The following is a 26,972-nucleotide window of genomic DNA, read 5'->3' as shown; positions in this document are numbered from 1 at the left end:
ATGTAATTCGTTTTAACTGAAATCTAAATTACACTTAATCATATTATTAAAACAAAAAAAAGAGTAGACCTAAGCCTACTCTCTATTTTCAATACTTTTATAAGCTTCAATCACTTTCTTCACAAGTTTGTGTCGAATTACATCATTTTCGTCGAGATAAACGATGCCTACACCTTCTACGTTTTTAAGAACCAATAATGCTTCTTTTAAACCTGAAGTTGTACGTCTCGGTAAATCGACTTGTCCCGGGTCTCCGGTTAGTAAGAATTTAGCATTTTTACCCATTCGTGTTAAAAACATCTTCATCTGGGCATGCGTTGTATTCTGTCCTTCATCTAAAATAACAAAAGCATTATCTAACGTACGACCACGCATAAAGGCTAAAGGCGCAATTTGTATGGTACCGTTTTCGATATACATAGCTAATCTTTCGGGAGCAATCATATCTCGCAAAGCATCATAAAGCGGTTGCATATACGGATCTAGTTTCTCCTTTAAATCTCCTGGAAGGAATCCTAAATTCTCACCAGCTTCAACAGCAGGACGTGTTAAAATTATACGTTTAACTTCTTTGTTTTTTAACGCTTGAACAGCCAAAGCAACACCCGTATATGTTTTACCAGTTCCCGCAGGACCGACAGCAAAAACCATATCGTTGTTACGCATACTTTCCACTAATTTTCTTTGATTTGCCGTTTGTGCGCGAATTAATTTTCCGCTTGCACCATGTACAATTACTTCGCCAGTATGTTTAGGTGTGGCATAATCGTCGCTACTTTGGCTTGTTAGAACGCGCTCAATAGAATTTTCGTCTAATTTGTTGTATTTCGCAAAATGATTTAGCAACATTGTTAAACGACGATCGAACTCTTCTAAGAGATCTTCATCACCAAAAGCCTTAATTTTATTTCCGCGAGCAACAATTTTTAATTTGGGAAAATACTTTTTAAGAAGTTCAATATTTACGTTTTGTGCTCCAAAAAATTCTTTTGGAGTAATCTCTTCCAGTTCAATAATTATTTCGTTCAAAAGCTAGTCGATTTAATTAAATTTATCAGTTAAGTTTTATTAGTTTTGTGCTTCTAACAAATCTAATCAATTTTACTTCAGATATGTGAAAAACATATCAACAATTCAGGTATGGCTATTATAACTTTAACTACTGATTTTGGTGAAAAAGACCACTTCGCTGGGGCGATTAAGGGGGCTATATATAGTGAGCTAAACGATGTCCGAATTGTTGATATCTCGCATTCTATTTCTCCATTTAGTATTCCTGAAGCGGCATATATTATTCAAAATGCATACACAAGTTTCCCAAAAGGAACGATTCATATTATAGGTATTGATGCCGAATTAAATCCTGAAAACAAACATATAGCTGTGCTGTTAGATGGACACTATTTTATCTGTGCTAACAATGGTATTATGAGTATGATTTGTACGGAAATTAATCCGGAACGTATTGTACAAATTAATATCCACGAAAACATAGTTAGTAGTTTTCCTGTTTTAGACGTCTTTGTAAAAGTTGCTTGCCATATTGCTCGAGGCGGTACTTTAGATGTTATCGGAAAACGTATTGAAGACATAAAACCAATTCAAAATTTAAAACCCTACGTAAACGAAGAACAGTCTCAAATTATTGGTAGTATTATTTACATAGACAATTATGGGAATGTGATTACCAATATTAAACGCAAATTTTTTGAAAACATTCAAAAAGGACGGACTTATAAAATATCTGCTAGAAATCACTCGTTTAATACTATATATAACAAATATAGTGAGGTTGTAGACTTTACTAAACCCGCTTCAGATAGACAAGCTGAAGGCAAAGGTTTAGTGGTGTTTAATTCTTCTAATTATTTAGAAATTGCCATTTACAAGAGTAACACAACAACGGTTGGTGGCGCTTCTACGTTAATGGGATTAAAACTAATGGATACTATTACGGTTAACTTTTTAAAAGATTAAATTATGTTTGTACGGATTGTAAAAATGAGTTTTGAACCAACTAAGGTTGATGAATTTCTGAACTTATTTGATTCTAAAAAAGAACTAATCCGAAATTTTGAAGGCTGCGAGTTCCTAGAATTATATCGCGACAAACAACACGATAATATATTTTTTACTTATAGTTATTGGGCAGAAGAACAATATTTAGAGAACTACAGACATTCCGATTTATTTATTTCGGTTTGGACAGAAACAAAAAAATTATTTAACAATAAACCTGAAGCTTGGAGTGTAGATAAAATGGTGAGTTTACCATAAATAGTTATTTGCTTCAATTTCAAATCATATAGAGACAGATGTTTGCCATTTTAAAAAAAGAAATAAATTCGTTTTTCGCCTCACCTATTGGCTATTTGGTGATAGCCTTATTCTTACTGTTAAACGGATTGTTCTTATGGTTTTTTAAAGGGGAATTCAACATTATAGATAATGGTTTCGCAGATTTATCATCATTCTTTTTATTAGCCCCTTGGGTTTTTATTTTCCTTATACCAGCAGTAACTATGCGTAGTTTTGCAGACGAGAAGAAACAAGGGACTTTAGAGTTACTTCTAACAAAACCGGTTACAAAACTTCAAATCGTTTTAGGAAAATATTTTGGCGCTTTTATTTTAATCATTATCGCATTACTGCCTACTTTACTATATGTGTTTACCGTTTACAAATTAGGAAATCCGGAAGGTAATTTAGATTTGGGTAGTACTTTAGGATCCTATTTTGGACTCTTATTTCTTGTCGCGGCATATACTGCAATGGGTGTTTTTGCATCTACCATTTCCGATAATCAAATTGTAACTTTTATTATTGCTGTGTTTCTATGTTTCTTTTTTTACATCGGATTTGAAGGTATTGCAGATGCACTATCAAACAATTTTATAGATAGTTTAGGTATGAGTTTTCATTTTAAAAGCATGAGTCGTGGTGTTTTAGATACTAGAGATATTATCTATTTTGTAAGTGTTGCTGCTATATTTTTAGCCTTAACTCAATTCAACATTAATAAAAAGAAAGCATGATTTTCACTATACCTTTCGCTATTATAATCGTCCTACTTTTTGTAGCACTTTTTATATTTTCCAGAACAATCGATAAGCGTATATGGGTGGCGTTAATAATCACTTTCGTACTAACACCTATAATATACTTTTATGTTTTGTTTCCGTTAATAAATATCTTTAGCGATTACCATCATGAAAAATATTTTGAAGCAAAAGCTTGGAAAAAATCACCGGCATTTCGTTATGAAATGGCTAAAGATTTAGAACAGTCTGATGTATTACTAGGAGAAAACAAATCAGAAATTACCACCATTTTAGGTAAGCCAGAATGGTTTAGTTGGAATGATGCGATAAAAGCAAACGATTCTAATTTCTGGAATTATAATTTAGGAATTAAGCCTGGGGCATTTAATACCACCCAAGAATGTATTAAAATAACATTTGAAAATAATATTGCAACACGCTTAGAGTACTATCAATTAGAACAAAAATTTAATGAGTAAAAATCTTAAACATACCATACTAATCGTTCTTGGAATTTTTGCGTTAAATATAATAGGCAACAGCATATATAAACGCTTCGATTTAACCCAAGACCAACGCTACACACTAAGTGAAGCTACACAACACATTGTTGCAGATGTAGACGCACCAGTTATTATAGATGTGTTTTTAGAAGGTGAAGGATTTCCATCGGAATTTAGACGCCTTCAAGCAGAGACCAAACAACTTTTAGAAGAATTTTATGCACAAAATAGCAACATTAAATTCAATTTTATAAATCCGTTAGAAGACGATACTAATCGCGATCAAATCATTCAACAATTAAATAATAGCGGCCTTACTCCTATGCAACTTACCGTTCAGGAAAATGGTAAAAGCAGTCAGGAAATTATCTTTCCTTGGGCATTGGCTAGTTATAATGGTGCTACAGTTAATATTCCACTTGTAAAAAACAAATTAGGAGCTTCTCAGCAAGAATTAGTCACCAATTCTGTACAACATTTAGAATATGCATTTGCCGATGGGATTGGTAAATTAATACACGGAAAAAGCAAGAAGATTGCCGTTTTAAAAGGAAATGGTGAATTAGAAGATCAGTATTTAGCTAATTTTTTAACTACGCTTAAAGACTATTACTTTATTGCACCATTTACTTTAGACAGTGTGGCTAGTCAGCCAGAAAACACACTAAATAAACTAAAAGAATACGATTTAATTATTGCAGCGAAACCTACAGAAGCATTTACCGAAGACGAAAAATTAGTTATAGATCAATACATTATGAACGGCGGAAAAAGTCTTTGGCTTATTGATGCTGTTGCAATGGAAAAAGACAGTCTATATAACGAATCCGGGAGCGCCATTGCCTTACCAATAGATTTAAATCTAACCGATTTATTTTTTAAATATGGTGTTCGTGTAAATCCATATTTGGTCGCTACGCCCTACTCTGCCCCAATTACATTAGCATTGGGTGAAGGTAGTAATTCTCAATTTCAAAATTTACGTTGGCCCTATTCCCCTTTAGTAAATACAACGAATACGCACCCGATTGTAAATAATGTAAATATTATAAAATTCGATTTTGCGAATCCTATAGATACTTTAAAAAACAATCTTCGAAAAACGATTCTTTTAGAAAGTGCTAAACTAACAAAATTAGAAGGTACACCTAGAGAGATTAGTTTAGACATTGTTACTCAAGAACCCGACCCTCAACAATTTGATAAAGGAAGTCAGCCATTAGCCGTTTTAATTGAAGGTGAATTTACTTCAGCATATAACAATAGAATTAAACCATTTAAATTAGCGTCAAACAAGGAGGTTAGTATACCTACTAAAATGATAGTTATTGCAGACGGTGACCTTATTAAAAACGACGTGATTAAAAATGTACCACAAGAATTAGGGTTCGATCGTTGGACAGGGCAACTTTTCGGAAATAAAGAATTCTTATTAAATTCGGTGAATTACCTCTTAGACGATAATGGACTTATAAACATTCGCTCTAAGGAAATTACAGTTCCATTTTTAAATCAAGAAAAAATAGCCGAATCTAGATTAAGCTGGCAATTACTTAATACGTTGGTACCACTAGCATTATTAGCTGCTTTCGGATTTATTTTTAATTATATTCGCAAAAGAAAGTACACCTCTTAAATGTTAATAAGTTTGTTTCCTATTTAGGGCTATTAAAGATATATTTGTAATTATTAAAATAATCTTATAAGATACAGATGAAGTTTATAGTATCAAGCACCTATTTATTAAAGCAATTACAAGTTCTAGGAGGCGTAATTAATAGTTCGAACACTTTACCTATTTTAGATAATTTTCTTTTTGAATTAAGCAGCTCTAAACTTACTGTTTCGGCCAGCGATTTAGAAACAACAATGTCTGCAACGTTAGAAGTAGAAAGCGATAGTGAAGGTAATGTAGCTATTCCTGCACGATTACTTTTAGATACTTTAAAAACATTTCCAGAACAACCACTGACGTTTATTATTGAAGAAAATAATACGATTGAGATCAGTTCTAATCACGGTAAATATGCACTTGCATACGCCAACGGAAATGAGTTCCCTAAAGCTGTATCTTTAGATAAACCAAGCACAACAACTATTGTTGGCGACATTTTAGCAACAGCAATTAGCAAAACTATTTTTGCAGCAGGAAACGACGATTTACGCCCAGTAATGAGTGGTGTGTTTTTTCAATTCTCTACAGAAGGTTTAACATTTGTTGCTACCGATGCTCATAAATTAGTAAAATACACACGTGAAGATGTATCCGCTTCTGAAGTTGCTGAATTCATTATGCCTAAAAAACCTTTAAACTTATTAAAAGGAATTTTAGCAGGAAGTGAAGACGAAGTTATTGTTGAATATAACGATTCGAATGCAAAATTTACGTTTGATAATGTAGAATTAATTTGTCGTTTAATTGATGGGAAATATCCTAATTACGAAGCCGTAATTCCTAAAGAAAATCCTAACAAACTTACTATTGCTAGAAATCAGTTTTTAAGCTCTGTAAAACGTGTTAGTATTTTCTCGAATAAAACTACTCACCAAATCAGATTAAAAATTGCAGGTGCAGAATTAAATATTTCTGCTGAAGATTTAGATTACAGTAATAAAGCTGAAGAGCGTTTAACTTGTGATTATCAAGGAGACGATATGCAAATCGGATTCAACTCACGTTTTTTAACAGAAATGCTTAACAACTTAAATTCGGACGATGTACAACTTGAAATGAGTTTGCCAAATCGTGCTGGAATTTTAACCCCTATAGATGGCTTAGACGAAGGTGAGCAAGTAACTATGCTTGTTATGCCTGTTATGCTAAACAGTTAATACATTATTTAATTAAATCCCTTCCAAGTAAGTCATGTAGATTCCTAGAATTTACATGACTTTATTTTTTCCATCCTTTATGTTCTTAATCACGAACGAACTTTGAATGTGAGAGACTATAGTCATTTTAGAAAATCGTTTCAAAATAAACTCCTGATATTCATTCATATCCTTCAGTAAAATTTTCAGTAGTACATCGTAAGTTCCTGCAATATAATTAGCTTCAATAACATCGTCTAGCGTATTTACATAAGCTTCAAAATTACGGAACGGTTCATCTTGATGCGTCGTTAATGTTACCTGGCAATATACGACTAAGGTTTTTCCCAATTTACTATAATCTATAATCGCGGTATATCCATTTATAATTCCAGAGGCTTCTAACTTTTTTATACGTTCGTGTACTGGTGTTATGGATAAATTCACACCTTCGGCAAGTTGTTTTATGGACTGTTTACTGTCTTTTTGAACAGCTTCAATAAGCATATAATCTATGGCATCTAATTTCATTATGGTAAGAATTTCTAAAAGTTTAACACATTGCAATCTTCAAAAGCAATAAATTCTACAAAAATACATATTAAAAGTATAATTTTCCAATAATTACACATTATATAAAACAAATTAATTAAATAGTATCTTTGCTGAAGAAATATTTAAGACATGAACACACCCGAAATAAAAGCAGTTTACGATAGAATTAAAGCACATTCAGAATCTTTTTTAGGCTATCCAGTTGCTAAAGATTTTTCATATAGCGACTATGCACCTTTCCTAGATATCTGTATTAATAATGTTGGCGACCCAGAAAGCCCTTCAACATTTGCTATAGACACAAAAGATATCGAGCGTAAGTGTATTTCATTCTTTGCAGAGATGCTTTCAAGCAACGACAAGGACGTTTGGGGTTATATTACTAACGGAGGTACAGAAGGTAATTTGTACGGTTTATATGTCGCTAGAGAAAGTTTCCCTAATGCGATGGTATATTATAGTGAAAGCACACATTATAGTGTGAAAAAGAATTTACACTTATTAAATATTCCAAATATCGTGATTCGTTCTCAGGAGAATGGTGAAATGGATTATGAAGATTTAGAACAAACCATATCGTACCGTCGTGATAAACCAGCTATTTTCTTTTTGAATATCGGAACCACCATGACCGAAGCTGTAGATAAAATTACCGAAATAAAACGCATCATAAAAAAGTACGCCATTAAAGATTATTACATTCATTGCGATGCTGCTTTTTTAGGAACTATTGCACCATACATCGATGCAAAACCAAAATTCGATTTTGCTGAAGGCATAGATAGTATTTCAATTTCTGGACATAAATTTATTGGAAGCCCAATTCCTTGTGGTGCTGTTTTAGTAAAACGTAAACACAGAGATCGTATCGCAAACTCAGTATCTTATGTTGGTACAATGGATACTACCATTACAGGATCTCGAAACGGATTAACCCCTTTATTTATTTGGGATTTTATAAAGAAACATGATCACCAAGGTTTAAGAAACCGTGTTAAAGCATGTCAAGAAGTTGCGGCTTACACCGAACATAAACTAAATTTACTAGGCATTAAAGCATGGAGAAACAACGAAGGTTTAACCGTTATTTTCCCAACACCTAGCGATCGTATTTGTAAAAAATATCAGTTAGCTTCTCAAGAAGATATCGCTCATATTATTTGTATTCCAGGAGTAACTTTTAGTCAGATTGATACTTTTTTAGCAGACTTAAAAACGGAATTACACGAAATACCTGTAGAAGCAGAAGCTATACTTGCATAATTTAAGAAACATATAAGCATAAAAAACGCCCACTCACGTGGGCGTTTTTCGTTTTTATCTTTTAAATTCTTAACTAATAAAATTGAAAGATAAAGGATAAGTTGGCGATTCTCCATTGCTGACTTTAATCGCATTTATTATAGGGAAAAGTACACTTACTATCGCTAAAACTAGAAAACCTAAAAGTCCTAATCCGAAGAACAGAATTAACGGAATACAGATAATCCAGTATATTACTAAACTAATTTGAAAGTTTAAAATCTTCTTTCCTTCCGTATCCATTCCAATCACTTTATCTTTTTGTGTAATCCATAATACTAACGGAATTAATAGACTTCCGAACCCTAATGCTAGGGTTGCTAACTGACTTAAATGTGCAAGAATTAAAAGTTGTTTATCTTCTCTCATGATTTTTTGATTTGATTGATACTTATAAGACGAAAGACAACTCCTTTTGTTACAAACGTATCTTAATGAGGTAGTTTATCTTTTACAAGTCCATAAATAAATGTTCCTAAAACAGCAGAAACTAAGACGACAATTATAGGAATATAACCTGCTCCAACCAATACAAAAATTGGACCTGGACAGGCGCCAGCTAAAGCCCAACCTAACCCGAAAATAATTCCTCCAATTAAATATCTAGATACGGACTTTTCCTTATCGGCAATAATAATAGGTTCTCCGCTAAACGTCTTAATATTGAAACGCTTAATAAGTTGAACAAATATAATTCCGAATACTAAAGCCGTACCGATTATACCATACATGTGAAATGATTCGAATCTAAACATCTCGTAAATACGAAACCAAGATGCGGCTTCAGATTTATACATAACAACTCCAAAAACTAATCCTAATAGGATATATAATACTTTTTTCATCTTCTTAAAATATAAAAGGGAATAATACATGAACCATAAATAAACCTCCAATAAAGAAGCCTATGACAGCAATTAACGATGGTATTTGCAAATTACTTAAACCTGAAATTGCATGTCCAGAAGTACAACCTCCAGCATATCGCGCTCCAAATCCAATTAAAAGTCCTCCGGAAACTAAAATCAACCAGGTTTTTACATCAGATAAGGCTTCCAACGAAAATAATTCTGTTGGCAAATAACCATTAACACTAGAAATATTTAATCTCTGAAGTGCTAATTTTGTATGTTTACTAATATCTGGCATCGGTGCAGAAGATAAATAATGAGATGCTACATAACCTCCTAACATTGCTCCTACAACTATAAATAAGTTCCAGCTGTCTTTTTTCCAATTGTAATTAAAAAATGAACTGTATTTACCACCTCCACAAATGCTACAAAATGCACGAAGATTGGACGACATACCAAAACCTTTTCCTAAAAGCAAAAGCACTAGCATAAAAAGTGCAATTAAAAATCCCGAAATAAACCAATGCCATGGCTGTAAAATAAAATCCATATATATTTTTTATTGATTAAAATGCTACGTACAATATATCGCTACGAGGTGGCAAATATAGGAGAAGATAAGGTTTCGAATGTAACAAAAGTTACACCTTTATATTTTCGCTAATTATTACTATGCATTTCTAAAGCAGTTAAAAACCTATAATTCCTATAAATTGTTAACTTGTATTAAAATTGATTCACATGAAAAGAATTTTAAAAATAATCGGTCTTTTACTGGTAATAGGATTAGCATATGGCATCTTTACAAATTATCCGAAATTAAATTTCATTACTGGTTTTGCTTCAAAAAGTGTATGTTCATGCACCTTTATTGCAGATAGAACATTAGCAACTGTTGAAGCCCAGGACAACGATTTTTCTCCTATCAATTTAGCCACAAACACCATCGATTTTGAAAACAAATCTGTAACCTCGACAGTATTCGGATTAAAAGCAAGAACAGCTGTATACAAGGAAGGTTTAGGCTGCATTTTAATACCGGAAGACTCAGACCATTCCGCTTTAATAGTAAAACCCAATCGAAATACAACACCTAAAAACATGCCATTTCCTTATGGCGAATTACCACAAAAAGATACCGTTTTTTCTAATATAGATTATACTGTTTTAAATGAAGCAGTCGCAAATGCATTTGATGTTGAAGATGAAAAACTGAAGCGCACCAGAGCCGTTTTGGTAGTTTATAAAGACCAAATTATAGCCGAAAAATATGCTGAAGATTTTAATAAAGACACCAAGATTTTAGGATGGTCTATGACAAAAAGCATCACTAATGCTATTGTTGGCATTTTAGAAAAACAAGGTCGTGTAAATAAAAACCAGTCGCACTTATTTACTGAGTGGGAAAACGACGAGCGAGCAAATATAACCTTAAACAATCTACTACAAATGAATAGCGGTTTGGCTTGGGAAGAAAATTACGAAATCATATCCGATGTTACAAAAATGCTATTTTTAAAGGAAGACATGCCTAAAATACCAAGAGAAAAACAACTTGAAAGCACACCCAATACCAGTTGGAATTATTCTTCTGGAACCACAAATTTAATCTCTGGATTCATCAGAAATCAATTTAAAACAGAACAAGAGTATTTAGACTTTTGGTATGCCGAATTAATTGATAAAATAGGAATGCATTCCATGACGATAGAAACCGATTTAAAAGGGCATTTTGTGGCTTCGTCTTACGGTTGGGCTACGGCAAGAGATTGGAGTAAATTTGGATTGTTATACTTGCATAACGGAAATTGGAATGGCGAAAAAATCTTAACTGAAGATTGGGTAGATTACACAAAAACACCAACTAATACTTCCGGTAAAAATGAAATGGTTTATAAAGATGGAGAACCAGTATATTCTTCCGATGGCGTATATGGAGCACAATTTTGGTTAAATGCTGGCGGACGTTATCCAGACGTTCCTAAAGACCTGTTTTCTTGCAATGGTTACCAAGGTCAGCAAGTAAGTATTATTCCCTCTAAAGATGTCGTAATTGTTAGATTTGGATTGGTTGAAGACCCTAAGTTTAGTTACAACACTTTCTTATCGGAAATCCTTGCTGCTATAAACTAAAAAACTCCCAACCTAAGTTGAGAGTTTTAAATATTTTAAACTGGATTATCTAATCCTAAGAGTTGTTACGTAATTCGGCCATTTTAATAGCTGCTACTGCTGCTTCTGTACCTTTATTGCCATGAATTCCTCCAGAACGATCTATAGACTGTTGGATGTTATTATCGGTTAGTACACAAAAAATAACAGGAACATCGTTAACGATATTTAAATCCTTTATTCCCTGAGTAACACCTTCGCAAACAAAATCGAAATGTTTCGTTTCACCTTGAATAACACTTCCGATAGCAATTACAGCATCTACCATTTGTTCTTGCATTTTTTTACATCCGTAAATCAATTCAAAACTTCCAGGAACATTCCAACGCTTAATGTTGCTTTCTTCTACTCCATTTTCAAGTAATGTATTGTAGGCACCTTTATAAAGGCCTTCGGTAATGGTATCGTTCCATTCTGAAACAACAATCCCAAACCGATAATTACTCGCGTCTGGGATTGATGTTTTATCGTATTCTGATAAATTATTGTTAGCTGTTGCCATCTTATTTATTTGCTAAAACTTCAGCTTTACCAATAAACACATCTACAGTTAATGCTTCAGTAGATGTTGGATACTCTTTTTTAATTAATTCAAAGTAACCTAAAGCATCATTAGCTTTCCCTAATTCTAAAGAAATTAATCCTGCTTTGTTTAAATACATTGGTGTAGTGAATTCGTTGCTACGAAGATCTGCTGCTTGTCTGTAAAAATCTAAAGCATCATCTAATTGATTTAACTGTACAAATGCATCTCCAATTGCGCCTTTAGCTAAAGGTGATAACACTTCGTCTTCACTAGAAAAATCACTTAAATACTCTATTGATTTTTTATAATCTTTTAAATTCAAGTAAGCCATTCCAGCATAATACTCAGCCAAATTAGCTGCAGGAGTTCCGCTATAATTTTCAATGATATCTAACATACCATATTTACCTTCTCCACCGTTTAAAGCTAAAGTATAAAGAGAATCTTTCTCAGTCCCATTTACAGCTTCGTTAAAATAAATTTTAGCTTGAGACATATCGTTCATCGCTTCGTTCTCTTTAGGTTGAGCTACAAATTCGTTATAACCTAGATACCCTAAAACAAGAGCCGCAACGACACCTATAATAATAAAGATATATTTTTGATTACTAGCCACCCAGTCTTCTGTTTTAGAAGCGGTTTCGTCTAACGTATTAAAAACTTCAGCTGTTGTTGAGTTCTCTTCAACATTCCCTAAATTTTCATTATCGATGTCCGTTTCTGGTTTTTCAGTAGGTTTGTAACCTCTCTTTTTATAAGTTGCCATATATTCTATATTATTCGGCGCAAAAATAAAATATTTCTGCAGAAATAAAAGGTTATTTATTTGTTATTTTTCAATAATTTGCGAGACTTTCTAAACAGTGCTTTCAAATAAACTCATATTATTCTTTTTATGATCCTAAAATCCTTATCTCTAATTAATTACAAAAATTTTGAAAGTGAATCTTTTGAGTTCGACGACAAAATTAATTGTTTTGTTGGACAAAATGGAGTAGGAAAAACTAACATTTTAGACGCAATTTATCATTTATCCTTCGGAAAAAGCTATTTCAATCCAATTGCATCGCAAAATATTAGACATAATGAAGACTTTTTTGTGGTTCATGGCGATTTTGAAAAACATGAACGTTTAGAAAAAATTGTGGTGAGTTTAAAAAGCGGACAAAAAAAAGTGATTAAACGCAACGCGAAAGCTTACGAGAAATTTAGTGATCATATTGGGTTTATTCCGCTTGTAATTATCTCGCCTGCCGATCGTGATTTAATTATTGAAGGGAGTGAAACACGTCGAAAATTTTTAGATAGTGTGATTTCACAAAGTGACAAAACCTATTTAAACGACTTGATTAATTACAACAAAACCGTATCGCAACGTAATGCGTTATTAAAATATTTTGCCATAAATCATACCTTTAACAGGGACACTTTAGAGGTTTATAATGACCAATTAAATGTTTTAGGAACAACAATTTTTGAAAAACGAAAATCATTTTTAGATACGTTTATTCCAATTTTTAAATCACGTCATAAAGTGATTAGTAATAACCAAGAACCTGTAGAATTAAATTATAAAAGTGATTTATTTGATGGTGATTTAAAACAGCTTTTAGAGCAAAACTTAGCTAAAGATAGAGCCGTACAATATACCACTACAGGGATACATAAAGACGATTTATTATTTGAAATTGATGGACACCCTATTAAAAAATTTGGAAGCCAAGGACAACAAAAATCATTTTTAATCGCTTTAAAGTTAGCACAGTTCGATTTTATAAAAGCACAAAGTGGCGTAAATCCTATTTTACTATTAGATGATATTTTTGACAAATTAGATGAACAACGTGTTGGACAAATCATTAAATTAGTAGACGACTCTAATTTTGGTCAATTATTCATTAGCGACACCCACGCCGATCGTACCGAAAATGCGATTAAACAAGTACATCAAACCTACCAAATTTTTAATATTGGAGCATAAAACCAGTCTTATGAAACATCTTATTGCTATTTTTAGTTTTATCATTTTAAGTAGTTGCACCCAAGCGCCAGAAATTTCGGATTTAAATGGCTATTGGGAAATAGAAAAAGTTATTCTTCCCGATGGCACATCTCACGTTTTTAGAATAAATGAAACTGTAGATTTAATTAAAGTGAATGATAGTCTTACAGGTTACAGGCAAAAAATGAAAACGGATGCCGATAATAATTACACACCTGTAACAACTAAAGAGCAGATTAAAATTATTGTTGAAAACGACAGTTTAAAAATAGAGTACCACACCCCTTTTTCGGATTGGAAAGAAACCATATTAGAATTAAATACCGACCAGTTAAAAGTCGTAAATCAGCATAAAAACGTATATATTTATAAACGATATATTCCACTAAATTTATAATCATGGCTAAACGAAACAACGAAAATTTAAGCATCTCTGACGTCTTAAAAGAATTTGTAGAAACCAATAAATTAGAACGTGGTTTAGACAAAGTAAATGTTCGAGATGCATGGGTTTCACTTATGGGAAACGGCGTTAATAACTACACCACATCTATTAGTCTAGAGCGAGACACTCTTTATGTACAACTAAGTTCTAGTGTATTACGTGAAGAATTAAGCTACGGGAAAGAAAAAATAATAAAAATGCTTAACGAAGAACTAGGTAAGGACTTAGTAAAAAAATTAATTTTAAGATAAACTAATTGTTGAATGTTTTTAATTTGTAAACATAAAAAAAACAATCTGACACATACATACTATATTCAGATAAAAACGATTGTAGTTGCATGAACAACACTCTTTTTATAGGCAAATTTAACACTCCTTTTTCTTCACACCTAAGGAGTACTTAACACTAACCAAAACATAATTTTATTTACATTCCGCGATCTATTTGGTTGCTAAACACAAAAGGCAGAACGACATAAAACAATTTCTGGTAACAAGCTTACCGGTTTCTCGTCTTATAATAAACCAACCAAACTTTGGGATAAGCATCGGATTTATAGATCGGTGCACCATCTTTTTTTTCAATTATGGAAGCATCGGTCGAGAAAGTACTGTGGCTGTAATCAACCAAACTATTTACGAAATCGGGTCTGTTACCAAACTTTTCACTGCCCATTAAATGGCACAAGCTATTCACTCAAAACTAATAGAAATTGACGCTTTTATCGACGATTATTTACCAGAGGATTATATACTCTCTAAAGACATTGCGGGAAAAATTAAAATTTCGGATCTTGGTTCACATCCATCTGGCTTACCCGATCTTGACATACAAAAACTCATCGCTCTAAACCCAAAGCAGCCTTTAGATATTGACGAAGAGACTATACATGCTCTTAAATACAACCTTACTTGATTATGATGTACAGATATTCCAATATTAACTTTATTTTACTGGGACTTATACTTGAGACTGTTTATAATAAAGGTTTTAACACTATTATTACCGAGAACATTCTTGTTCCTGCAAACATGGAACAAACCTTAACCACAGATTTTAATGTCGAAAATAAAGTGACAGGATCTGATTCTAATGGTGTTGCTCAGAAGTTTTTTAACTGGAATACTTTGGTCGCTCCTGCAGGTTTACTAAAATCGAACACGGCAGATATGATCAAGTTTCTAAACATCCTTTTATCTAACGCAGGCGATATTGCAGAAGCAAATCAAAGAACAAACATATTTTAAAAACACCGAAAGGGAAATAGCTTTGGGACAGCAAATTGAACGTTTAGACCGAAGTCCAAAGCATACGAAAACAAACATAGATTTAGTTGCGTTCTAAAAAACCTAACTTTACAACGATTCTCTAATAATCAATTTTGTTGGCATATAGGTTTGCATGGCTTTATTCGAAGTTACAAACTGGGCTGCTTTTAAACCTAACTCTGCGAAATCTATAGACACTGTAGAAATACTTTTATAAGTCAATTTTTTTAAAGGTGTTTCGTTGTACGATAATATGCCCACATCCTCTCCCACTTCTAAATCTGAAAGACGGCATTGGTTTAGAAAATCATATAGAATTCTATCATTTATAGAAATATAAGCGATATGTTTTTGCACCACAAATGCTTTAGAGTTCTTTATAACACTAAACTTAAATCCGTAATCTTCGCAAAATTTCTCAAATGATTCTACCGTTTCCCAAGGGTGATAAGAATATTCAGGATACACAAAATGGATAGCTTTGTATTTTTTAAATAAGTGCGATGCGTCCTTTAAACAGTTATAAAACGCTTGACCAAAATCCTGAAAGACATAATTCCGATGACTGCTCGAATTCATTTTCCAATCTATAAGGAGTAATTTATCATCATCTATATGAGATAGTGCCTCTTCTACTTCTGGGTGCTCGAAACCCATGACAATATATTTGTAATAGTTACCATGGTCTAAATCTAACATCGATTTAAAATTCCTAGCATTATAGTGATGAAACTGTAAATCGACTATGACATTTTTAGGTAAATTTTCCATAAAGGCGTGATACAACACTTCTTTATAAGCTTTAAACGTACTTATTAGCAAAAGTACTTTTACACGACTGTCTATAATATTGAAGCCTTTATTTGGAGTTGATTTTATAAAACCTTGCGTTTTTAATAAAGAATATGCCTTATAAACGGTATCCCTAGAAAACTTATAAGTCTTGCTAAATTCATTTATAGAAGGTATATCATCACCTGTTTTAAGCGCATTTGTTTCAATAGATTCTTTAAATATATTGAAGATCCTCTTATACTTTGGAAGATCATTATCATTTAAATTTCTTAAAACAATTCTATTGTCTAACATAAATTAATGTGCGTTTTTAAAAGGCTTTTTATTAATTATTACAACTAAAAAAATATTCATTATGGGAACTAAACCAAAGTTTTTCTTTGGTCATTCTAAAATATATTGTGTTTTAGAAAACAGATAAATCACCAAGGCAACATCTTCAATTTATATGAAAAGAATTCTGTTTGCAATAATATGAAATCCGTTACTCTTTGAAATTAAAATAGTTTACAGCATTGTGATAACAGATATTTTGAATCATATCTCCTAAAAAATTCAAATCAGTCGGAAGCAACCCGTTGTTCACATCTGTTGCAATTAAATCGCATAAAATACGTCTAAAATACTCGTGTCTTGGAAACGATAAGAAGCTACGGCTATCGGTTAACATACCTACAAACCTACTTAATAACCCCATATTCGACAATGTATTTAGTTGCTTTTCCATACCATCTTTTTGGTCTAAAAACCACCATCCAGATCCCCATTGCATTTTGCCTGGAATACCGGAACCGTTAAAATTTCCCATCATGGTCGCAAACACTTCGTTTTGCGATGGGTTCAAATTATAAGTAATCGTTTTTGCTAATTTATTTTTGGAGTCTAGCTTATTAAAAAACTTAGACATACCATCTACCATACTGTAATCTCCAATAGAGTCACAACCAGCATCTGCACCTAACAACGCTTGCAAACGGTCGTTATTATTCCGAATTGGGCCTAAATGATATTGTTGCACCCAGTTTTTATCAAAATATTTTTCGGCTAAATAAATCAATATACACGATCTATATTTATTTATTTCTAAAGTTGTAAGTGTCTCTCCATTCCTTTTTTTATTAAAAATGTTGGCCACTTCGTCTTCAGTATAAGACTCAATAACAAACGGCCCTCCTACTCCAAAATCTGAAAGACGACAGCCGTTTTCATGGAAATACTCAATTCTTAAATCTATCGCTTTTTGCAATTCTGATAAAGTCGTGATTTCAAAATGAACACTAGCACTTAACTTTTCGAGATAATTCGTGTATTTAGATTCGCCAATAAAAAATAATTCATCCGAACGAAAAGTTGGATATACTTTCGTGAAAAAGTTACTTTCAGCTATCTTTTTATGATCCGATAAATCGTCTGTAGGATCGTCTGTGGTACACACCACCTCAACCTTCATGTGTTCTAAAAGCTGAGCTGGTGTTTTATCTTCTAATATAGTATTTGCCTGCTTATAAATGGTTTCAGCAGTACTTGGTTGTAATATTAAATCGATATTAAAGTAGCGTTTCAGCTCTAATTGTGTCCAATGAAACAAAGGGTTTCTTAAAGTATAAGGCACTGTTTCTGCCCATTTTTTAAACTTCTCTTCTTTCGACGTTGATCCCGTAATAAACGCTTCTTCTATACCATTTGCACGCATACCACGCCATTTATAATGGTCGCCTTGTAACCAGGCATCTGTAATATTTGCAACGGGTTTATTTTCTGCAATTTGCTTCGCCGACAGATGATTATGGTAATCTATTATCGGCATATCTTTCGCATACTTATGATATAAAATCTCTGCTGTTTCAGAATTCAACAAGAAATTATCTTTAATAAACTGTTCAGAATCTATGGACTTCATTTTATATGCTTTTTGAGATTCCTAATTCTAATCCTCTTAATTCTGCTAGCCCTCTTAATCGACCAATTCCGGAATATCCTGGATTCGTTTTCTTATGCAAATCGTCTAACATTTGGTGACCATGATCGGGGCGCATTGGCATATTCCAATCTTTTTTCCCATCGGCTTTACGCTTACGTTCTTCTAAAACAATAGCTTTTACAACATCGTACATCGGCACATTGCCTTCTAAATGATTCGCTTCATGGAAATTCCCTACTTCGTCCCGTTGCGTACTTCTTAAATGTATAAAGTGAACACGATCTGCAAAGCGATTAAAAATCTGGACCAAATCATTAGATGCTATCACACCTAAAGAACCTGTACAAAATGTAATTCCGTTTGATCTGTTTGGTACTTGTTCAAACAAATACGCGTAATCTGCCTCCGTACTTACAACACGTGGCAATCCTAAAATCGGAAATGGTGGGTCGTCTGGATGAATACACATTAACACCTCGTTTTGAGATGCTACTGGAATAATTTCGTTTAAGAACGCTACTAAATTTTGTTTTAATATATCGGCATCTACATTTGCATATGTATCTAAAACCGTTTGAAATTGCTCTAACGAATAACCTTCTTCTGCGCCTGGCAAACCTGCTATAATATTATTTACAAGCTGGGTTTTATCTGCCTCGGTCATCGCTTTAAAATAATTTTTAGCTGCTACTTTTTCTGTTTCAGAATACGTAGACTCTGCTCCTGGACGTTGTAACAAATGTAGTTCGAACGCTGCAAAAGCAGTGGCATCAAAACGTAATGCTTTAGATCCGTCTGCAACTTCATAACTTAAATCGGTACGTGTCCAATCTAAAACTGGCATAAAATTATAGCATACGATATGAACACCGCAGGCCGCTAAATTTTCTATACTTAGTTTGTAATTATCTATGTATTTCTGAAAATCTCCAGAGCGCGTTTTAATATTTTCGTGCACAGGAATACTTTCTACAACACTCCAAGTCAATCCTACATTTTCTATAGTCTCTTTTCGTGTTTTAATGTCTTCAATAGTCCATATTTCTCCGTTAGGAATATGGTGTAATGCTGATACAATACCTGTTGCACCTGCTTGTTTTATATCTGATAAGGCTACCGGATCTTTTGGTCCGTACCATCTCCATGTTTGTTCCATATTATCTAATTTTTATACGCCACTAAATGCACTAAATCCACCATCGATTGGTACGACAATTCCAGTTATAAATTTTGATGCTTCCGAACATAAAAAATGAATTGAACCATTTAATTCTTCTGCTTCACCAAAACGTTTCATAGGTGTATTTTTAATAATGGTATTCCCACGATCTGTATACGACCCGTCTTCTTTATTAATTAATAAATCTCTGTTCTGATTTCCGATAAAAAAGCCTGGAGCAATTGCATTAACACGCAATCCGTCGCCATATTTTAAAGCCAATTCTACAGACAACCATTTTGTAAAATTATCTATCGCTGCTTTTGAAGCCGAATATCCAACCACACGAGTAATTGCACTTTGAGCCGTCATAGATGAAATATTAATAATAGTTCCTTGTTTGTTATTCGCCATTTCTTTACCGAACACAAGAGAAGGTAAAACACTTCCAAAAAGATTTAAGTCGACTACCTTTTTAAAATCGTCTATTTTAACATCGAAAATTGTTTGATCCTCACCTATAGTTGCACCTGGCATGTTTCCACCAGCGGCATTAATAAGGACATCAATAGTTTTAAATTCTGAGATAATATTAGCACATGCTTCCTTTAAACTGTCTTCGTCTAAAACATTACACACATAACCTGCAACCGTATTCGCATCTGTTTTAAGACGTGTTAAGGCGGCATCTATAATATCTTGTTTATAATCTAAAATAACAACTGTAGCTTCATTTTGCAATAGGTATTCTGCCATCTGACCACCTAAAACGCCACCGCCTCCAGTAATGATTATGACCTTGTTTTTTACATCAAATAAATTCTTCATATCTCTTAATACTTTTAATTAATTTCAACTTACACATTCTAAAATAAATCAGTTTCAAAAGCAAACCGTCCTGTACTGTGCTGTATTGTGTAAATGTACTTATTATTTTTCACATGATCACTGACAATTATTAGTTTCCAATAATTTATTCTAAATATTTTCTTGCTCCTATAACCTTAAAAGGAGATAGATAATACCGAATATAATTACTAAAGACCGGGAAACTTCAGACACAGTACCTTCAACCGTATTAAACTAAAAGCTAAACAAATACGCTCAAACCTATTACAAAATCTCACTTCTTTATTCTTAATCGATAATGTAACTAAATATAGAGCACACCGTATAGACTGCCTTTTTGAGACACGATTTATTATGCATTTGTGTGAAGTTTTAAATCTTGATTTTTAAGAGAATAATTATTTTTAAAGTTGAATTATATCTCTATTAACACATAGATTGTTATAGGTTTACTGACTATTATCATATAATAAACGACTCAACAATCGTATAATAAAACTGTAAAAAAACATAAAATATACGGGATGGATTAGTTACAAGAACAACTGGTATTTTACTAATAGAAACTTATGATAATTAGTGAAATTGCATATAAAAACGGTACTCTAGAGTCCATAATTTAAAGAAGAATAACCCACATTAATTAGAATATATAACGCATAAATCAACTTATAAAAAGCTATATTAATACACCGAAAAAGAAGGATAATAAATACATTGTAAAAACGACATAAAACGTATTAAAACAACTAATGTTATGCAGAAAAAGATTGGAATATTGTATTCTTCTGTAGATGGCCAAACGCTAAAGATTTGTGAGACACTTAGAACCTATTTCCAGGAACAACGCATACAAACGGAACTAAGTGCTATTGATAATTTTCATGGAAACCTATCAGAATTTCACATCCTAATTATTGGGGCTAGCATTCGCTATGGTAAACACAACGAAAATGTACATGCTTTTATAAACCACAACAAGGTAAGTCTTAGAAACATAAAAACTGCCTTTTTCTCTGTTAACCTTATAGCAAGAAAAGACACAAAAAATCAGCCAGAGACCAATCCTTATCTAATTAAATTCTTAAAAAAGACAAATTGGAAACCAGATTTTTTAGACGTGTTTGCAGGTAAGTTAGATTATAAATCTTGTTCCTTAATAGACCGGATAATGATAAAACTAATTATGAGATTAACCGATGGTCCAACAAAATCTGACTATCCTATTGAATTTACAGATTGGAATAGAGTGTCTGATTTTGGATTAAGGATAAGCGAAAGTTTTAAAAATTCTGAATCTAAAAATAGAATTAAAAAATGATTTAAAGTTAAATTGGATTAACCATTTTTGGAAGCTTTAAAATTACCTACACTTACATTTATTTTTTTTTAAACACTTGGGATTCTAATCCAGATTAATAACGTTTTCAGTCTTTATTTTTGAAAGTTCTTGTAATTTATCAGCTTCAAAAAGCACTGGTAAATTTTTTAGAGGCGTACCTACATTAGCTTCATAATTTGTATAATCTTGAAACGTAATACCGCCTACTACTCTTTTATTATAAGCGACTCTAAACCGAACGCCGCCATCATTTACGCTATAGTTATAGGCTAAATAATCTATCTTTTTAGTTTTGGTATTTACCCAATAATAGTACTCATCGTCATGGTCTTCTCCTCCTCCATCTTTATTAAATGTAACTTCAATAACAGCGTAATCTTCACCTTTAATATTTATATTTTCTATAAGTTTAGAATTAACTGCTTTGTCGTTTAATTTAAATGGAAGCGTAGAAAAATAGATTACAGAATTTATTGATCCTGTTCCGCTTGCAATTGATTTATCTGACAATGCGATGGGTTGATTGTTATACGTTCTAGAAAAATCACCATTTTTTAAAACATCTATTATTAGCGAATCTCCTTTTTTGTACGTTTTTGTGTATTCGTAATTAGAATCATTGTTTTTAAATTGATAGGTGTTTCCCCTAAAAACGAATGAATAATGAGCCGATTTATACAAATCTCCACCATGTGCTATAATCGCTTCGTTTAAGATGTTTTCAGATTTTGATAACGACATAGGTTCTTCAGAAAACGTCACTACTTCTTCTATTTCCTGAGGTTCAATCTTCTTTTCTTTAGTATTACAAGATGTAAATAATCCTACGGTAAAAATGAATAAAACTAATTTTAGAGTGTGCATCAATATGTTTTTATAGTATACTCCAAGTTTAATCGTTTTTAATACGAATACCTTTCATTATTTTTTATAAAAAATCACTTTTAGTTCACTGAGAAAAAAAAGTAACAAATTTAAGCATACAGAATTCTACTCACCGCCGCTAACGTCTATTTTCCTGAGGATTTTTAATTGAGATCCAATTTAATGCTCCAAGACTTTTTGTGGACTTTTTAGCTATTACAGAACTCTTATGTCATGCTTGATCACGTAACTACTTTTGTTTAAAAGTTTTAAATATTAGGAAGCTTAATATAAAACGGAATAATTACATTAGATACATTAAAACACAAGTTAAGGACACACTGTTATTCCTTGAAATCATCTCAGAACAAATGAGTTAACGATACAGTGTAGACTTAAATAACAGCGACATTAAACCATGATAATATCTTCAATTTTAATAATAGTAGGATTTACTTGCTTGATTTTTGGAGCGAATTGGCTTGTTGATGGTGCATCATCATTAGCGAAAAAGCACAATATTTCTGACTTAGTAATTGGATTAACCATAGTTGCTTTTGGTACCTCTGCACCCGAATTAGTTGTTAATTCTGTAGCATCATTTAATGGCCTTTCAGATATCGTTTTTGGAAATATAATTGGAAGTAATAATTTTAACTTGTTTATAATACTTGGGATAGCAGGTTTAATTTATCCAATTACAGTGCAATCATCGACCGCCTGGAGAGAAATCCCTATTTCTCTTATTGGTGCGATATTGTTATTCGTTCTCGCTAACAATTTTTTTACTAATCAAAATCTTGAAATTTCTAGACTTGACGGAATCATTTTACTCGTATCTTTTCTTTGTTTTTTATATTATGTATTTAACCAATTAAAGCAAGAAAAAACAGAGGTGATTGCCTTTGAAAACAAATCGAATTATAAAATTTGGGGATTAGTAATCTTTGGTATTTCTGGACTAATAATTGGCGGAAAATTAGTAGTTGATAATAGTATAGATATTGCGACCGAGTTAGGTGTTAGCCAAAAAATAATTGGATTAACTATAATCGCTGCTGGTACATCATTACCTGAATTAGTAACATCTATAGTTGCTGCCTTAAAGAAGAATAGCGATATCGCAATTGGAAATGTAATTGGTTCAAACATTTTTAACATACTGTTAATTCTTGCGATTAGTTCGTTTGTAAATCCCATAAAATACAATTCAAATTTCAACCAAGATCTGTTTATCTTAATTGGCGGAACCGTATTTTTAATAATTGCAATGTTTACCGGAAAACGAAAAAAACTTGACAGATGGGAAGCATTTATTCTGCTAAGTTTTTATTTGATTTACACAACCTATTTGGTTACTAAGGAAATCTAATATTGGTTACATATTATATTTGACTATGAAACGCACTACTTTTTAATAACTCTAAATATATTAAAGGGTTTTGAAATTGAATTTCCTAAAAACAGTATTTATGTGGATTTTGAAATTCTTAAAACGTATAGAAAAGTAGAGAAACGCCACAATTTCAACCCCCAAGTTTCGAAACACTTTAGATGTAGATAACGCATATAAAATACGGAGTAATTATAATAATTCTGAATGGAATTAAACACCTTAAAACAATCGTGTACTAAACATTATTATATGTTATTTTTTCATTGATAAAAAGACCCTTCGACTTGGCTCTGGATAAACCAAGCCAAAAAAATCTAGGCTTACGAACTTTTATCTAGATTTTTCGTTCAGCATCTAAATTTAAAGAACTCGCTACTAAAAATCAACAATATAGAAACATTCGTTTAGCTCAAACCTGCCTACCAGCAGGCGGGCAGGTTTAAATTTTACGATAAATTTTCGATAGGCCAACATAAAAAACAAAATTCAGCTTATACAGAAAAAGTACCTCCCTCAGCACAAGTGATTCCATAAAGTCTGCAGCGGTAAATCTTAAAAAAAAAAAAGAGACTAATCATTTAAGACGCTATTGACCTTAAAACATAAATATTATAAAAAACCGAATGCAGAAATGTCTATTCCATTAATGGGAATTGAAGTTTTATATCATAAAAAATAATGCAGTTCTGTTTTTACACGTGAGAAAAAGCAGATTCAATTAAAACTCAAAAAAGCCTCAAATATAAACTTGAGGCTTTTTTAATATCAATAATTAATTCCGTTTAAGAATTTATAAACGCTAGTATATCGGATTCATCAAGCTTTGGATTAGCACCTTCATGACTTGCGACCAAAGCACCAACTGCACACGCAAAATCTATAGCGTCTTGTGGTGAAGTACCTTTAAGCAGTTTATTAATTAAGGATGCTAAGAAAGAATCGCCAGCACCAACCGTATCTGCCACTCTAACTTTATAGCCCTTGTTATGGTAAAACGTATTCTCGTGATAATAAATTGCACCTCGAGATCCGATAGTGACACAAATAGATTTCGTGTGTGTTTGTTCTGAGATATACAAAATATTATCCTCTAGAGACTGCGATTCAAATCCTAAAGATTTAGCGATTTCAAAAATTTCATCATCGTTAAATTTAATAAAATCGGCTGCTTGCATTAAGTAATTCAAAACTTCAGCGGTATAATGCGGAGCTCTTAAATTTATGTCTAGAATTTTATATTTAGCCACTTTCAAAAGCTCATACAATGTGTGTCGTGACGTTTGATCTCTAGCTACCAAAGTCCCAAAAACAAAGGCATCGGCATGTTTAGTGAGTTCGTTTGCACTTTCGGTTATCTGAATATTATCCCAAGCTCGATTTAAATTAATGGTATAAGATGCAGATCCTTTTTCATTTAGAATAACATCTACTTCTCCTGTTTCGAATTTATCATCAACTTGAACATTAGTGGCATTCACATGATTCGTTTTGATAAATTCTAATATTTCAGAGCCTTTAGCATCATCACCAATTCTGGTAATTATAGACACATTATTTCCGAAAGACTGTAATCTTAAAGCGACATTTAGAGGTGCACCACCAATTTTTTTATGCGTTGGAAACACATCCCATAATACCTCGCCAAAACAAACTATATTTTTCATTTAACTAATTTTTAAATCCGAATTATTCCATGCAATCACACTGTGCTCTATACCGTTTTCAGAAATTGCTTTATACGCTTTAGTATATGCATTTACAAAGGTTTTAGAATTTTTAAGTTTTCCGAAAACAGATTCTAATTCTAAAAATTTAGCAGGAACGTCTTTAGCCAATACCGCTTGTTTAGCTAAAGCACTTGCCATGGCATCTTTTATAATAAGATCGTGTCCTTGTTCGTCTTTCCCTAAACTATAAATAGCCCAAGCAGCAACTACAAAAGCAGCAAATTCTACAGAGCCTTGACTTTCCAATTGAGAGTTTACAGTTGGCAAAACAAATATTGGAAATTTTGCAGAACTCTCTGAACAGATACGATCTATTTGATCTTTCATATAAATATTTCCAAAACGATTAAGTAACGTCTCTTTATATTTATCTAAATCTACACCTTCTAGATCGGATAACGTAGGTGTAACTTCCAGATCCATATACAATCTTAAAAACGCACTAATTTCAGGATTATAAACGGCTTCATCAATTGTAGCATAACCTCTTAATGCACCTAAAATCCCTAACACAGTATGTCCAGCATTTAAGAGTGTTAATTTCATTTTTTCGTAAGGATCTACATCTTCAACAAATTGCGCACCAACAGTTTCCCAAGCGGGTCTTCCTGCTTTAAATTCGTCTTCGATAACCCATTGGTGAAATGGTTCACAAACTACTGGCCAAGCATCATTGATTCCTGTAGACCCATTTAAATTTGAAATATCTATTGGAGATGTTGCAGGCGTAATACGATCTACCATACTATTCGGAAAAGACACATTAGCTTCTATCCAAGACATTAAGTCTGGTTCGGCTTTCTCAACATAACTTAACAACATGCGTTTTGCTAAATCTCCGTTTCCTTTAATATTATCGCAAGACTGTATAGTAACCGCTAAATCACTTTCTTTACGACGTTTTAACGCCTGAGTAAGGTATCCGAATATGGTTTTTGGAGCGTTTGGATGCTCTATATCATATTGAATTTGAGGATTATCGAAATCGAATGCATCTGTCGCTTCATTATAATTATATCCGCCTTCGGTAATTGTTAACGTAATAATTTTAATATCTGGATTCGCCATTTTATCAATAACCTGCATTGGGTTTTCCGGCGCATACAAACACTCGACTATAGAACCAATAACACGCTTAGTTAACGTACCATCTAACTCTTTTACAACAAGGGTGTATAAACCATCTTGTTCCTTTAAAGTATTATATATTTTAGTATCGAAATCTAGTAATGCCACACCACAAATACCCCAATCTGTAACATTGGAATCGTGTAATAATTGATCTGTATAAAACGCTTCATGTGCTCTATGAAAACCACCTATACCCACATGTACAATACCTGCTTTAACTTTAGATCGATCGTAAGTTGGACAAGATATTTTTTTGGCGATTTCTGCCAAATTCTTCTGATTAAGTTTAATTAAATTTTCCACGAT

Annotated in this window: 29 protein-coding genes; 15 read left to right on the top strand and 14 right to left on the bottom strand. The window is 32.6% G+C overall.

All coding sequences use genetic code 11. The features are described 5' to 3' along the window. Window positions 1–75: 75 nt before the first annotated feature. Window positions 76–1,029 (bottom strand): PhoH family protein, encoded by a 954-nt coding sequence (locus R6X41_RS13345; RefSeq protein ID WP_318500838.1) that lies wholly within the window; start codon window positions 1,027–1,029, stop codon window positions 76–78. A gap of 111 nt (window positions 1,030–1,140) precedes the next feature. Here R6X41_RS13345 and R6X41_RS13340 point away from each other — a divergent pair, with 111 nt between their 5' ends. The 6 genes from R6X41_RS13340 to dnaN all read left to right on the top strand — a co-directional run bounded on the left by R6X41_RS13340 (window position 1,141) and on the right by dnaN (window position 6,376). Then, window positions 1,141–1,977 (top strand): SAM hydrolase/SAM-dependent halogenase family protein, encoded by an 837-nt coding sequence (locus tag R6X41_RS13340; protein ID WP_318500837.1) that lies wholly within the window; start codon window positions 1,141–1,143, stop codon window positions 1,975–1,977. A gap of 3 nt (window positions 1,978–1,980) precedes the next feature. Further along, window positions 1,981–2,277 carry a putative quinol monooxygenase gene (locus tag R6X41_RS13335; protein ID WP_318500836.1) on the top strand — a complete coding sequence of 99 codons (297 nt, stop codon included), beginning with the start codon at window positions 1,981–1,983 and terminating at the stop codon, window positions 2,275–2,277. Window positions 2,278–2,315: 38 nt separating this feature from the next. Further along, window positions 2,316–3,035 carry a gliding motility-associated ABC transporter permease subunit GldF gene (gene gldF, locus R6X41_RS13330; protein WP_318500835.1) on the top strand — a complete coding sequence of 240 codons (720 nt, stop codon included), beginning with the start codon at window positions 2,316–2,318 and terminating at the stop codon, window positions 3,033–3,035. Continuing rightward, complete coding sequence (locus R6X41_RS13325) at window positions 3,032–3,520, top strand: hypothetical protein (protein WP_318500834.1); 489 nt, start codon at window positions 3,032–3,034, stop codon at window positions 3,518–3,520. The genes gldF and R6X41_RS13325 overlap by 4 nt, the downstream gene beginning before the upstream one ends. Then, entirely contained in the window at window positions 3,513–5,180 is a 1,668-nt protein-coding gene (gene gldG / locus R6X41_RS13320) for a gliding motility-associated ABC transporter substrate-binding protein GldG (RefSeq protein ID WP_318500833.1), read from the top strand. The genes R6X41_RS13325 and gldG overlap by 8 nt, the downstream gene beginning before the upstream one ends. Window positions 5,181–5,257: 77 nt before the next feature. Next, window positions 5,258–6,376: a DNA polymerase III subunit beta gene (gene dnaN, locus R6X41_RS13315; protein WP_318500832.1), complete on the top strand. Its 1,119-nt coding sequence runs from the start codon at window positions 5,258–5,260 to the stop codon at window positions 6,374–6,376. 51 nt (window positions 6,377–6,427) lie between these two features. Here dnaN and R6X41_RS13310 read toward each other — a convergent pair whose 3' ends face one another. After that, complete coding sequence (locus R6X41_RS13310; protein WP_318500886.1) at window positions 6,428–6,889, bottom strand: Lrp/AsnC family transcriptional regulator; 462 nt, start codon at window positions 6,887–6,889, stop codon at window positions 6,428–6,430. A gap of 150 nt (window positions 6,890–7,039) precedes the next feature. On the opposite strand from R6X41_RS13310, the gene R6X41_RS13305 reads away from it, so the two are divergent. Continuing rightward, window positions 7,040–8,173, top strand: coding sequence for a histidine decarboxylase (locus R6X41_RS13305; RefSeq protein ID WP_318500831.1), 1,134 nt, complete (start codon window positions 7,040–7,042; stop codon window positions 8,171–8,173). Window positions 8,174–8,242: 69 nt separating this feature from the next. Here R6X41_RS13305 and R6X41_RS13300 read toward each other — a convergent pair whose 3' ends face one another. From R6X41_RS13300 to R6X41_RS13290, 3 genes are all read right to left on the bottom strand, one after another. Continuing rightward, the gene (locus tag R6X41_RS13300; protein ID WP_318500830.1) at window positions 8,243–8,581 is read right to left on the bottom strand and encodes a DUF4870 domain-containing protein; all 339 of its coding nucleotides are present in this window, start codon (window positions 8,579–8,581) and stop codon (window positions 8,243–8,245) included. A 62-nt stretch (window positions 8,582–8,643) separates the two neighbouring features. Beyond that, on the bottom strand, window positions 8,644–9,057 hold the full coding sequence (locus R6X41_RS13295; protein ID WP_318500829.1) for a DUF6691 family protein: 414 nt from the start codon (window positions 9,055–9,057) through the stop codon (window positions 8,644–8,646). 4 nt (window positions 9,058–9,061) lie between these two features. Then, window positions 9,062–9,616, bottom strand: a complete 555-nt coding sequence (locus R6X41_RS13290) for a YeeE/YedE family protein (protein WP_318500828.1) — start codon at window positions 9,614–9,616, stop codon at window positions 9,062–9,064. Window positions 9,617–9,807: 191 nt separating this feature from the next. On the opposite strand from R6X41_RS13290, the gene R6X41_RS13285 reads away from it, so the two are divergent. Continuing rightward, a complete protein-coding gene (locus R6X41_RS13285; protein ID WP_318500827.1) occupies window positions 9,808–11,199 on the top strand; it encodes a serine hydrolase domain-containing protein in 1,392 nt (463 codons plus the stop codon). Between the two features lie 55 nt (window positions 11,200–11,254). On the opposite strand, the gene ribH is transcribed toward R6X41_RS13285, so the two are convergent. Both ribH and R6X41_RS13275 read right to left on the bottom strand, forming a co-directional pair. Then, on the bottom strand, window positions 11,255–11,740 hold the full coding sequence (gene ribH, locus R6X41_RS13280) for a 6,7-dimethyl-8-ribityllumazine synthase (RefSeq protein WP_318500826.1): 486 nt from the start codon (window positions 11,738–11,740) through the stop codon (window positions 11,255–11,257). Window position 11,741: 1 nt separating this feature from the next. Next, entirely contained in the window at window positions 11,742–12,530 is a 789-nt protein-coding gene (locus R6X41_RS13275; protein WP_318500825.1) for a tetratricopeptide repeat protein, read from the bottom strand. Window positions 12,531–12,659: 129 nt separating this feature from the next. Here R6X41_RS13275 and recF point away from each other — a divergent pair, with 129 nt between their 5' ends. The 5 genes from recF to R6X41_RS13250 all read left to right on the top strand — a co-directional run bounded on the left by recF (window position 12,660) and on the right by R6X41_RS13250 (window position 15,461). After that, entirely contained in the window at window positions 12,660–13,745 is a 1,086-nt protein-coding gene (gene recF / locus R6X41_RS13270) for a DNA replication/repair protein RecF (protein WP_318500824.1), read from the top strand. 10 nt (window positions 13,746–13,755) lie between these two features. Continuing rightward, the gene (locus R6X41_RS13265; RefSeq protein WP_318500823.1) at window positions 13,756–14,163 is read left to right on the top strand and encodes a lipocalin family protein; all 408 of its coding nucleotides are present in this window, start codon (window positions 13,756–13,758) and stop codon (window positions 14,161–14,163) included. A 2-nt stretch (window positions 14,164–14,165) separates the two neighbouring features. Continuing rightward, window positions 14,166–14,462 (top strand): DciA family protein, encoded by a 297-nt coding sequence (locus R6X41_RS13260; protein WP_318500822.1) that lies wholly within the window; start codon window positions 14,166–14,168, stop codon window positions 14,460–14,462. A gap of 430 nt (window positions 14,463–14,892) precedes the next feature. Further along, on the top strand, window positions 14,893–15,129 hold the full coding sequence (locus R6X41_RS13255) for a hypothetical protein (protein WP_318500821.1): 237 nt from the start codon (window positions 14,893–14,895) through the stop codon (window positions 15,127–15,129). 2 nt (window positions 15,130–15,131) lie between these two features. Then, window positions 15,132–15,461 (top strand): serine hydrolase domain-containing protein, encoded by a 330-nt coding sequence (locus R6X41_RS13250; protein ID WP_318500820.1) that lies wholly within the window; start codon window positions 15,132–15,134, stop codon window positions 15,459–15,461. Window positions 15,462–15,569: 108 nt separating this feature from the next. Here the strand turns inward: R6X41_RS13250 and R6X41_RS13245 are convergent, their stop codons facing one another. From R6X41_RS13245 to R6X41_RS13230, 4 genes are all read right to left on the bottom strand, one after another. Further along, complete coding sequence (locus tag R6X41_RS13245) at window positions 15,570–16,571, bottom strand: GntR family transcriptional regulator (RefSeq protein WP_318500819.1); 1,002 nt, start codon at window positions 16,569–16,571, stop codon at window positions 15,570–15,572. A 190-nt stretch (window positions 16,572–16,761) separates the two neighbouring features. Beyond that, complete coding sequence (gene uxaC / locus R6X41_RS13240) at window positions 16,762–18,177, bottom strand: glucuronate isomerase (RefSeq protein ID WP_318500818.1); 1,416 nt, start codon at window positions 18,175–18,177, stop codon at window positions 16,762–16,764. A gap of 1 nt (window position 18,178) precedes the next feature. Continuing rightward, window positions 18,179–19,354, bottom strand: coding sequence for a mannonate dehydratase (gene uxuA / locus R6X41_RS13235; RefSeq protein WP_318500817.1), 1,176 nt, complete (start codon window positions 19,352–19,354; stop codon window positions 18,179–18,181). Window positions 19,355–19,366: 12 nt separating this feature from the next. Next, window positions 19,367–20,185: an SDR family oxidoreductase gene (locus R6X41_RS13230; RefSeq protein ID WP_318500816.1), complete on the bottom strand. Its 819-nt coding sequence runs from the start codon at window positions 20,183–20,185 to the stop codon at window positions 19,367–19,369. Window positions 20,186–20,963: 778 nt separating this feature from the next. On the opposite strand from R6X41_RS13230, the gene hemG reads away from it, so the two are divergent. Next, complete coding sequence (hemG, locus tag R6X41_RS13225) at window positions 20,964–21,527, top strand: menaquinone-dependent protoporphyrinogen IX dehydrogenase (protein WP_318500815.1); 564 nt, start codon at window positions 20,964–20,966, stop codon at window positions 21,525–21,527. A gap of 84 nt (window positions 21,528–21,611) precedes the next feature. On the opposite strand, the gene R6X41_RS13220 is transcribed toward hemG, so the two are convergent. Then, complete coding sequence (locus R6X41_RS13220; RefSeq protein WP_318500814.1) at window positions 21,612–22,412, bottom strand: DUF6503 family protein; 801 nt, start codon at window positions 22,410–22,412, stop codon at window positions 21,612–21,614. 418 nt (window positions 22,413–22,830) lie between these two features. Here R6X41_RS13220 and R6X41_RS13215 point away from each other — a divergent pair, with 418 nt between their 5' ends. Beyond that, the gene (locus R6X41_RS13215; protein WP_318500813.1) at window positions 22,831–23,784 is read left to right on the top strand and encodes a calcium/sodium antiporter; all 954 of its coding nucleotides are present in this window, start codon (window positions 22,831–22,833) and stop codon (window positions 23,782–23,784) included. A gap of 806 nt (window positions 23,785–24,590) precedes the next feature. On the opposite strand, the gene R6X41_RS13210 is transcribed toward R6X41_RS13215, so the two are convergent. Continuing rightward, window positions 24,591–25,472 (bottom strand): carbohydrate kinase family protein, encoded by an 882-nt coding sequence (locus R6X41_RS13210; protein ID WP_318500812.1) that lies wholly within the window; start codon window positions 25,470–25,472, stop codon window positions 24,591–24,593. Next, window positions 25,473–26,969, bottom strand: a complete 1,497-nt coding sequence (locus R6X41_RS13205) for a mannitol dehydrogenase family protein (RefSeq protein WP_318500811.1) — start codon at window positions 26,967–26,969, stop codon at window positions 25,473–25,475. Between the last annotated feature and the right edge of the window lie 3 nt (window positions 26,970–26,972).

The organism is Formosa sejongensis (assembly GCF_033447105.1).
GTDB lineage: Bacteria > Bacteroidota > Bacteroidia > Flavobacteriales > Flavobacteriaceae > Formosa.
This window is presented reverse-complemented; position numbering and strand designations above follow the sequence as displayed.

What these genes read in the sequence shown, in the direction of transcription:
- R6X41_RS13340 (WP_318500837.1), top strand. Translation starts at nt 1,141, where the DNA reads ATGGCTATTATAACTTTAACTACTGATTTTGGTGAAAAAGACCACTTC.
- R6X41_RS13335 (WP_318500836.1), top strand. Translation starts at nt 1,981, where the DNA reads ATGTTTGTACGGATTGTAAAAATGAGTTTTGAACCAACTAAGGTTGAT.
- gldF (WP_318500835.1), top strand. Translation starts at nt 2,316, where the DNA reads ATGTTTGCCATTTTAAAAAAAGAAATAAATTCGTTTTTCGCCTCACCT.
- R6X41_RS13325 (WP_318500834.1), top strand. Translation starts at nt 3,032, where the DNA reads ATGATTTTCACTATACCTTTCGCTATTATAATCGTCCTACTTTTTGTA.
- gldG (WP_318500833.1), top strand. Translation starts at nt 3,513, where the DNA reads ATGAGTAAAAATCTTAAACATACCATACTAATCGTTCTTGGAATTTTT.
- dnaN (WP_318500832.1), top strand. Translation starts at nt 5,258, where the DNA reads ATGAAGTTTATAGTATCAAGCACCTATTTATTAAAGCAATTACAAGTT.
- R6X41_RS13305 (WP_318500831.1), top strand. Translation starts at nt 7,040, where the DNA reads ATGAACACACCCGAAATAAAAGCAGTTTACGATAGAATTAAAGCACAT.
- R6X41_RS13300 (WP_318500830.1), bottom strand. Translation starts at nt 8,581, where the DNA reads ATGAGAGAAGATAAACAACTTTTAATTCTTGCACATTTAAGTCAGTTA.
- R6X41_RS13295 (WP_318500829.1), bottom strand. Translation starts at nt 9,057, where the DNA reads ATGAAAAAAGTATTATATATCCTATTAGGATTAGTTTTTGGAGTTGTT.
- R6X41_RS13290 (WP_318500828.1), bottom strand. Translation starts at nt 9,616, where the DNA reads ATGGATTTTATTTTACAGCCATGGCATTGGTTTATTTCGGGATTTTTA.
- R6X41_RS13285 (WP_318500827.1), top strand. Translation starts at nt 9,808, where the DNA reads ATGAAAAGAATTTTAAAAATAATCGGTCTTTTACTGGTAATAGGATTA.
- ribH (WP_318500826.1), bottom strand. Translation starts at nt 11,740, where the DNA reads ATGGCAACAGCTAACAATAATTTATCAGAATACGATAAAACATCAATC.
- R6X41_RS13275 (WP_318500825.1), bottom strand. Translation starts at nt 12,530, where the DNA reads ATGGCAACTTATAAAAAGAGAGGTTACAAACCTACTGAAAAACCAGAA.
- recF (WP_318500824.1), top strand. Translation starts at nt 12,660, where the DNA reads ATGATCCTAAAATCCTTATCTCTAATTAATTACAAAAATTTTGAAAGT.
- R6X41_RS13265 (WP_318500823.1), top strand. Translation starts at nt 13,756, where the DNA reads ATGAAACATCTTATTGCTATTTTTAGTTTTATCATTTTAAGTAGTTGC.
- R6X41_RS13260 (WP_318500822.1), top strand. Translation starts at nt 14,166, where the DNA reads ATGGCTAAACGAAACAACGAAAATTTAAGCATCTCTGACGTCTTAAAA.
- R6X41_RS13255 (WP_318500821.1), top strand. Translation starts at nt 14,893, where the DNA reads ATGGCACAAGCTATTCACTCAAAACTAATAGAAATTGACGCTTTTATC.
- R6X41_RS13250 (WP_318500820.1), top strand. Translation starts at nt 15,132, where the DNA reads ATGATGTACAGATATTCCAATATTAACTTTATTTTACTGGGACTTATA.
- R6X41_RS13245 (WP_318500819.1), bottom strand. Translation starts at nt 16,571, where the DNA reads ATGTTAGACAATAGAATTGTTTTAAGAAATTTAAATGATAATGATCTT.
- uxaC (WP_318500818.1), bottom strand. Translation starts at nt 18,177, where the DNA reads ATGAAGTCCATAGATTCTGAACAGTTTATTAAAGATAATTTCTTGTTG.
- uxuA (WP_318500817.1), bottom strand. Translation starts at nt 19,354, where the DNA reads ATGGAACAAACATGGAGATGGTACGGACCAAAAGATCCGGTAGCCTTA.
- R6X41_RS13230 (WP_318500816.1), bottom strand. Translation starts at nt 20,185, where the DNA reads ATGAAGAATTTATTTGATGTAAAAAACAAGGTCATAATCATTACTGGA.
- hemG (WP_318500815.1), top strand. Translation starts at nt 20,964, where the DNA reads ATGCAGAAAAAGATTGGAATATTGTATTCTTCTGTAGATGGCCAAACG.
- R6X41_RS13220 (WP_318500814.1), bottom strand. Translation starts at nt 22,412, where the DNA reads ATGCACACTCTAAAATTAGTTTTATTCATTTTTACCGTAGGATTATTT.
- R6X41_RS13215 (WP_318500813.1), top strand. Translation starts at nt 22,831, where the DNA reads ATGATAATATCTTCAATTTTAATAATAGTAGGATTTACTTGCTTGATT.
- R6X41_RS13210 (WP_318500812.1), bottom strand. Translation starts at nt 25,472, where the DNA reads ATGAAAAATATAGTTTGTTTTGGCGAGGTATTATGGGATGTGTTTCCA.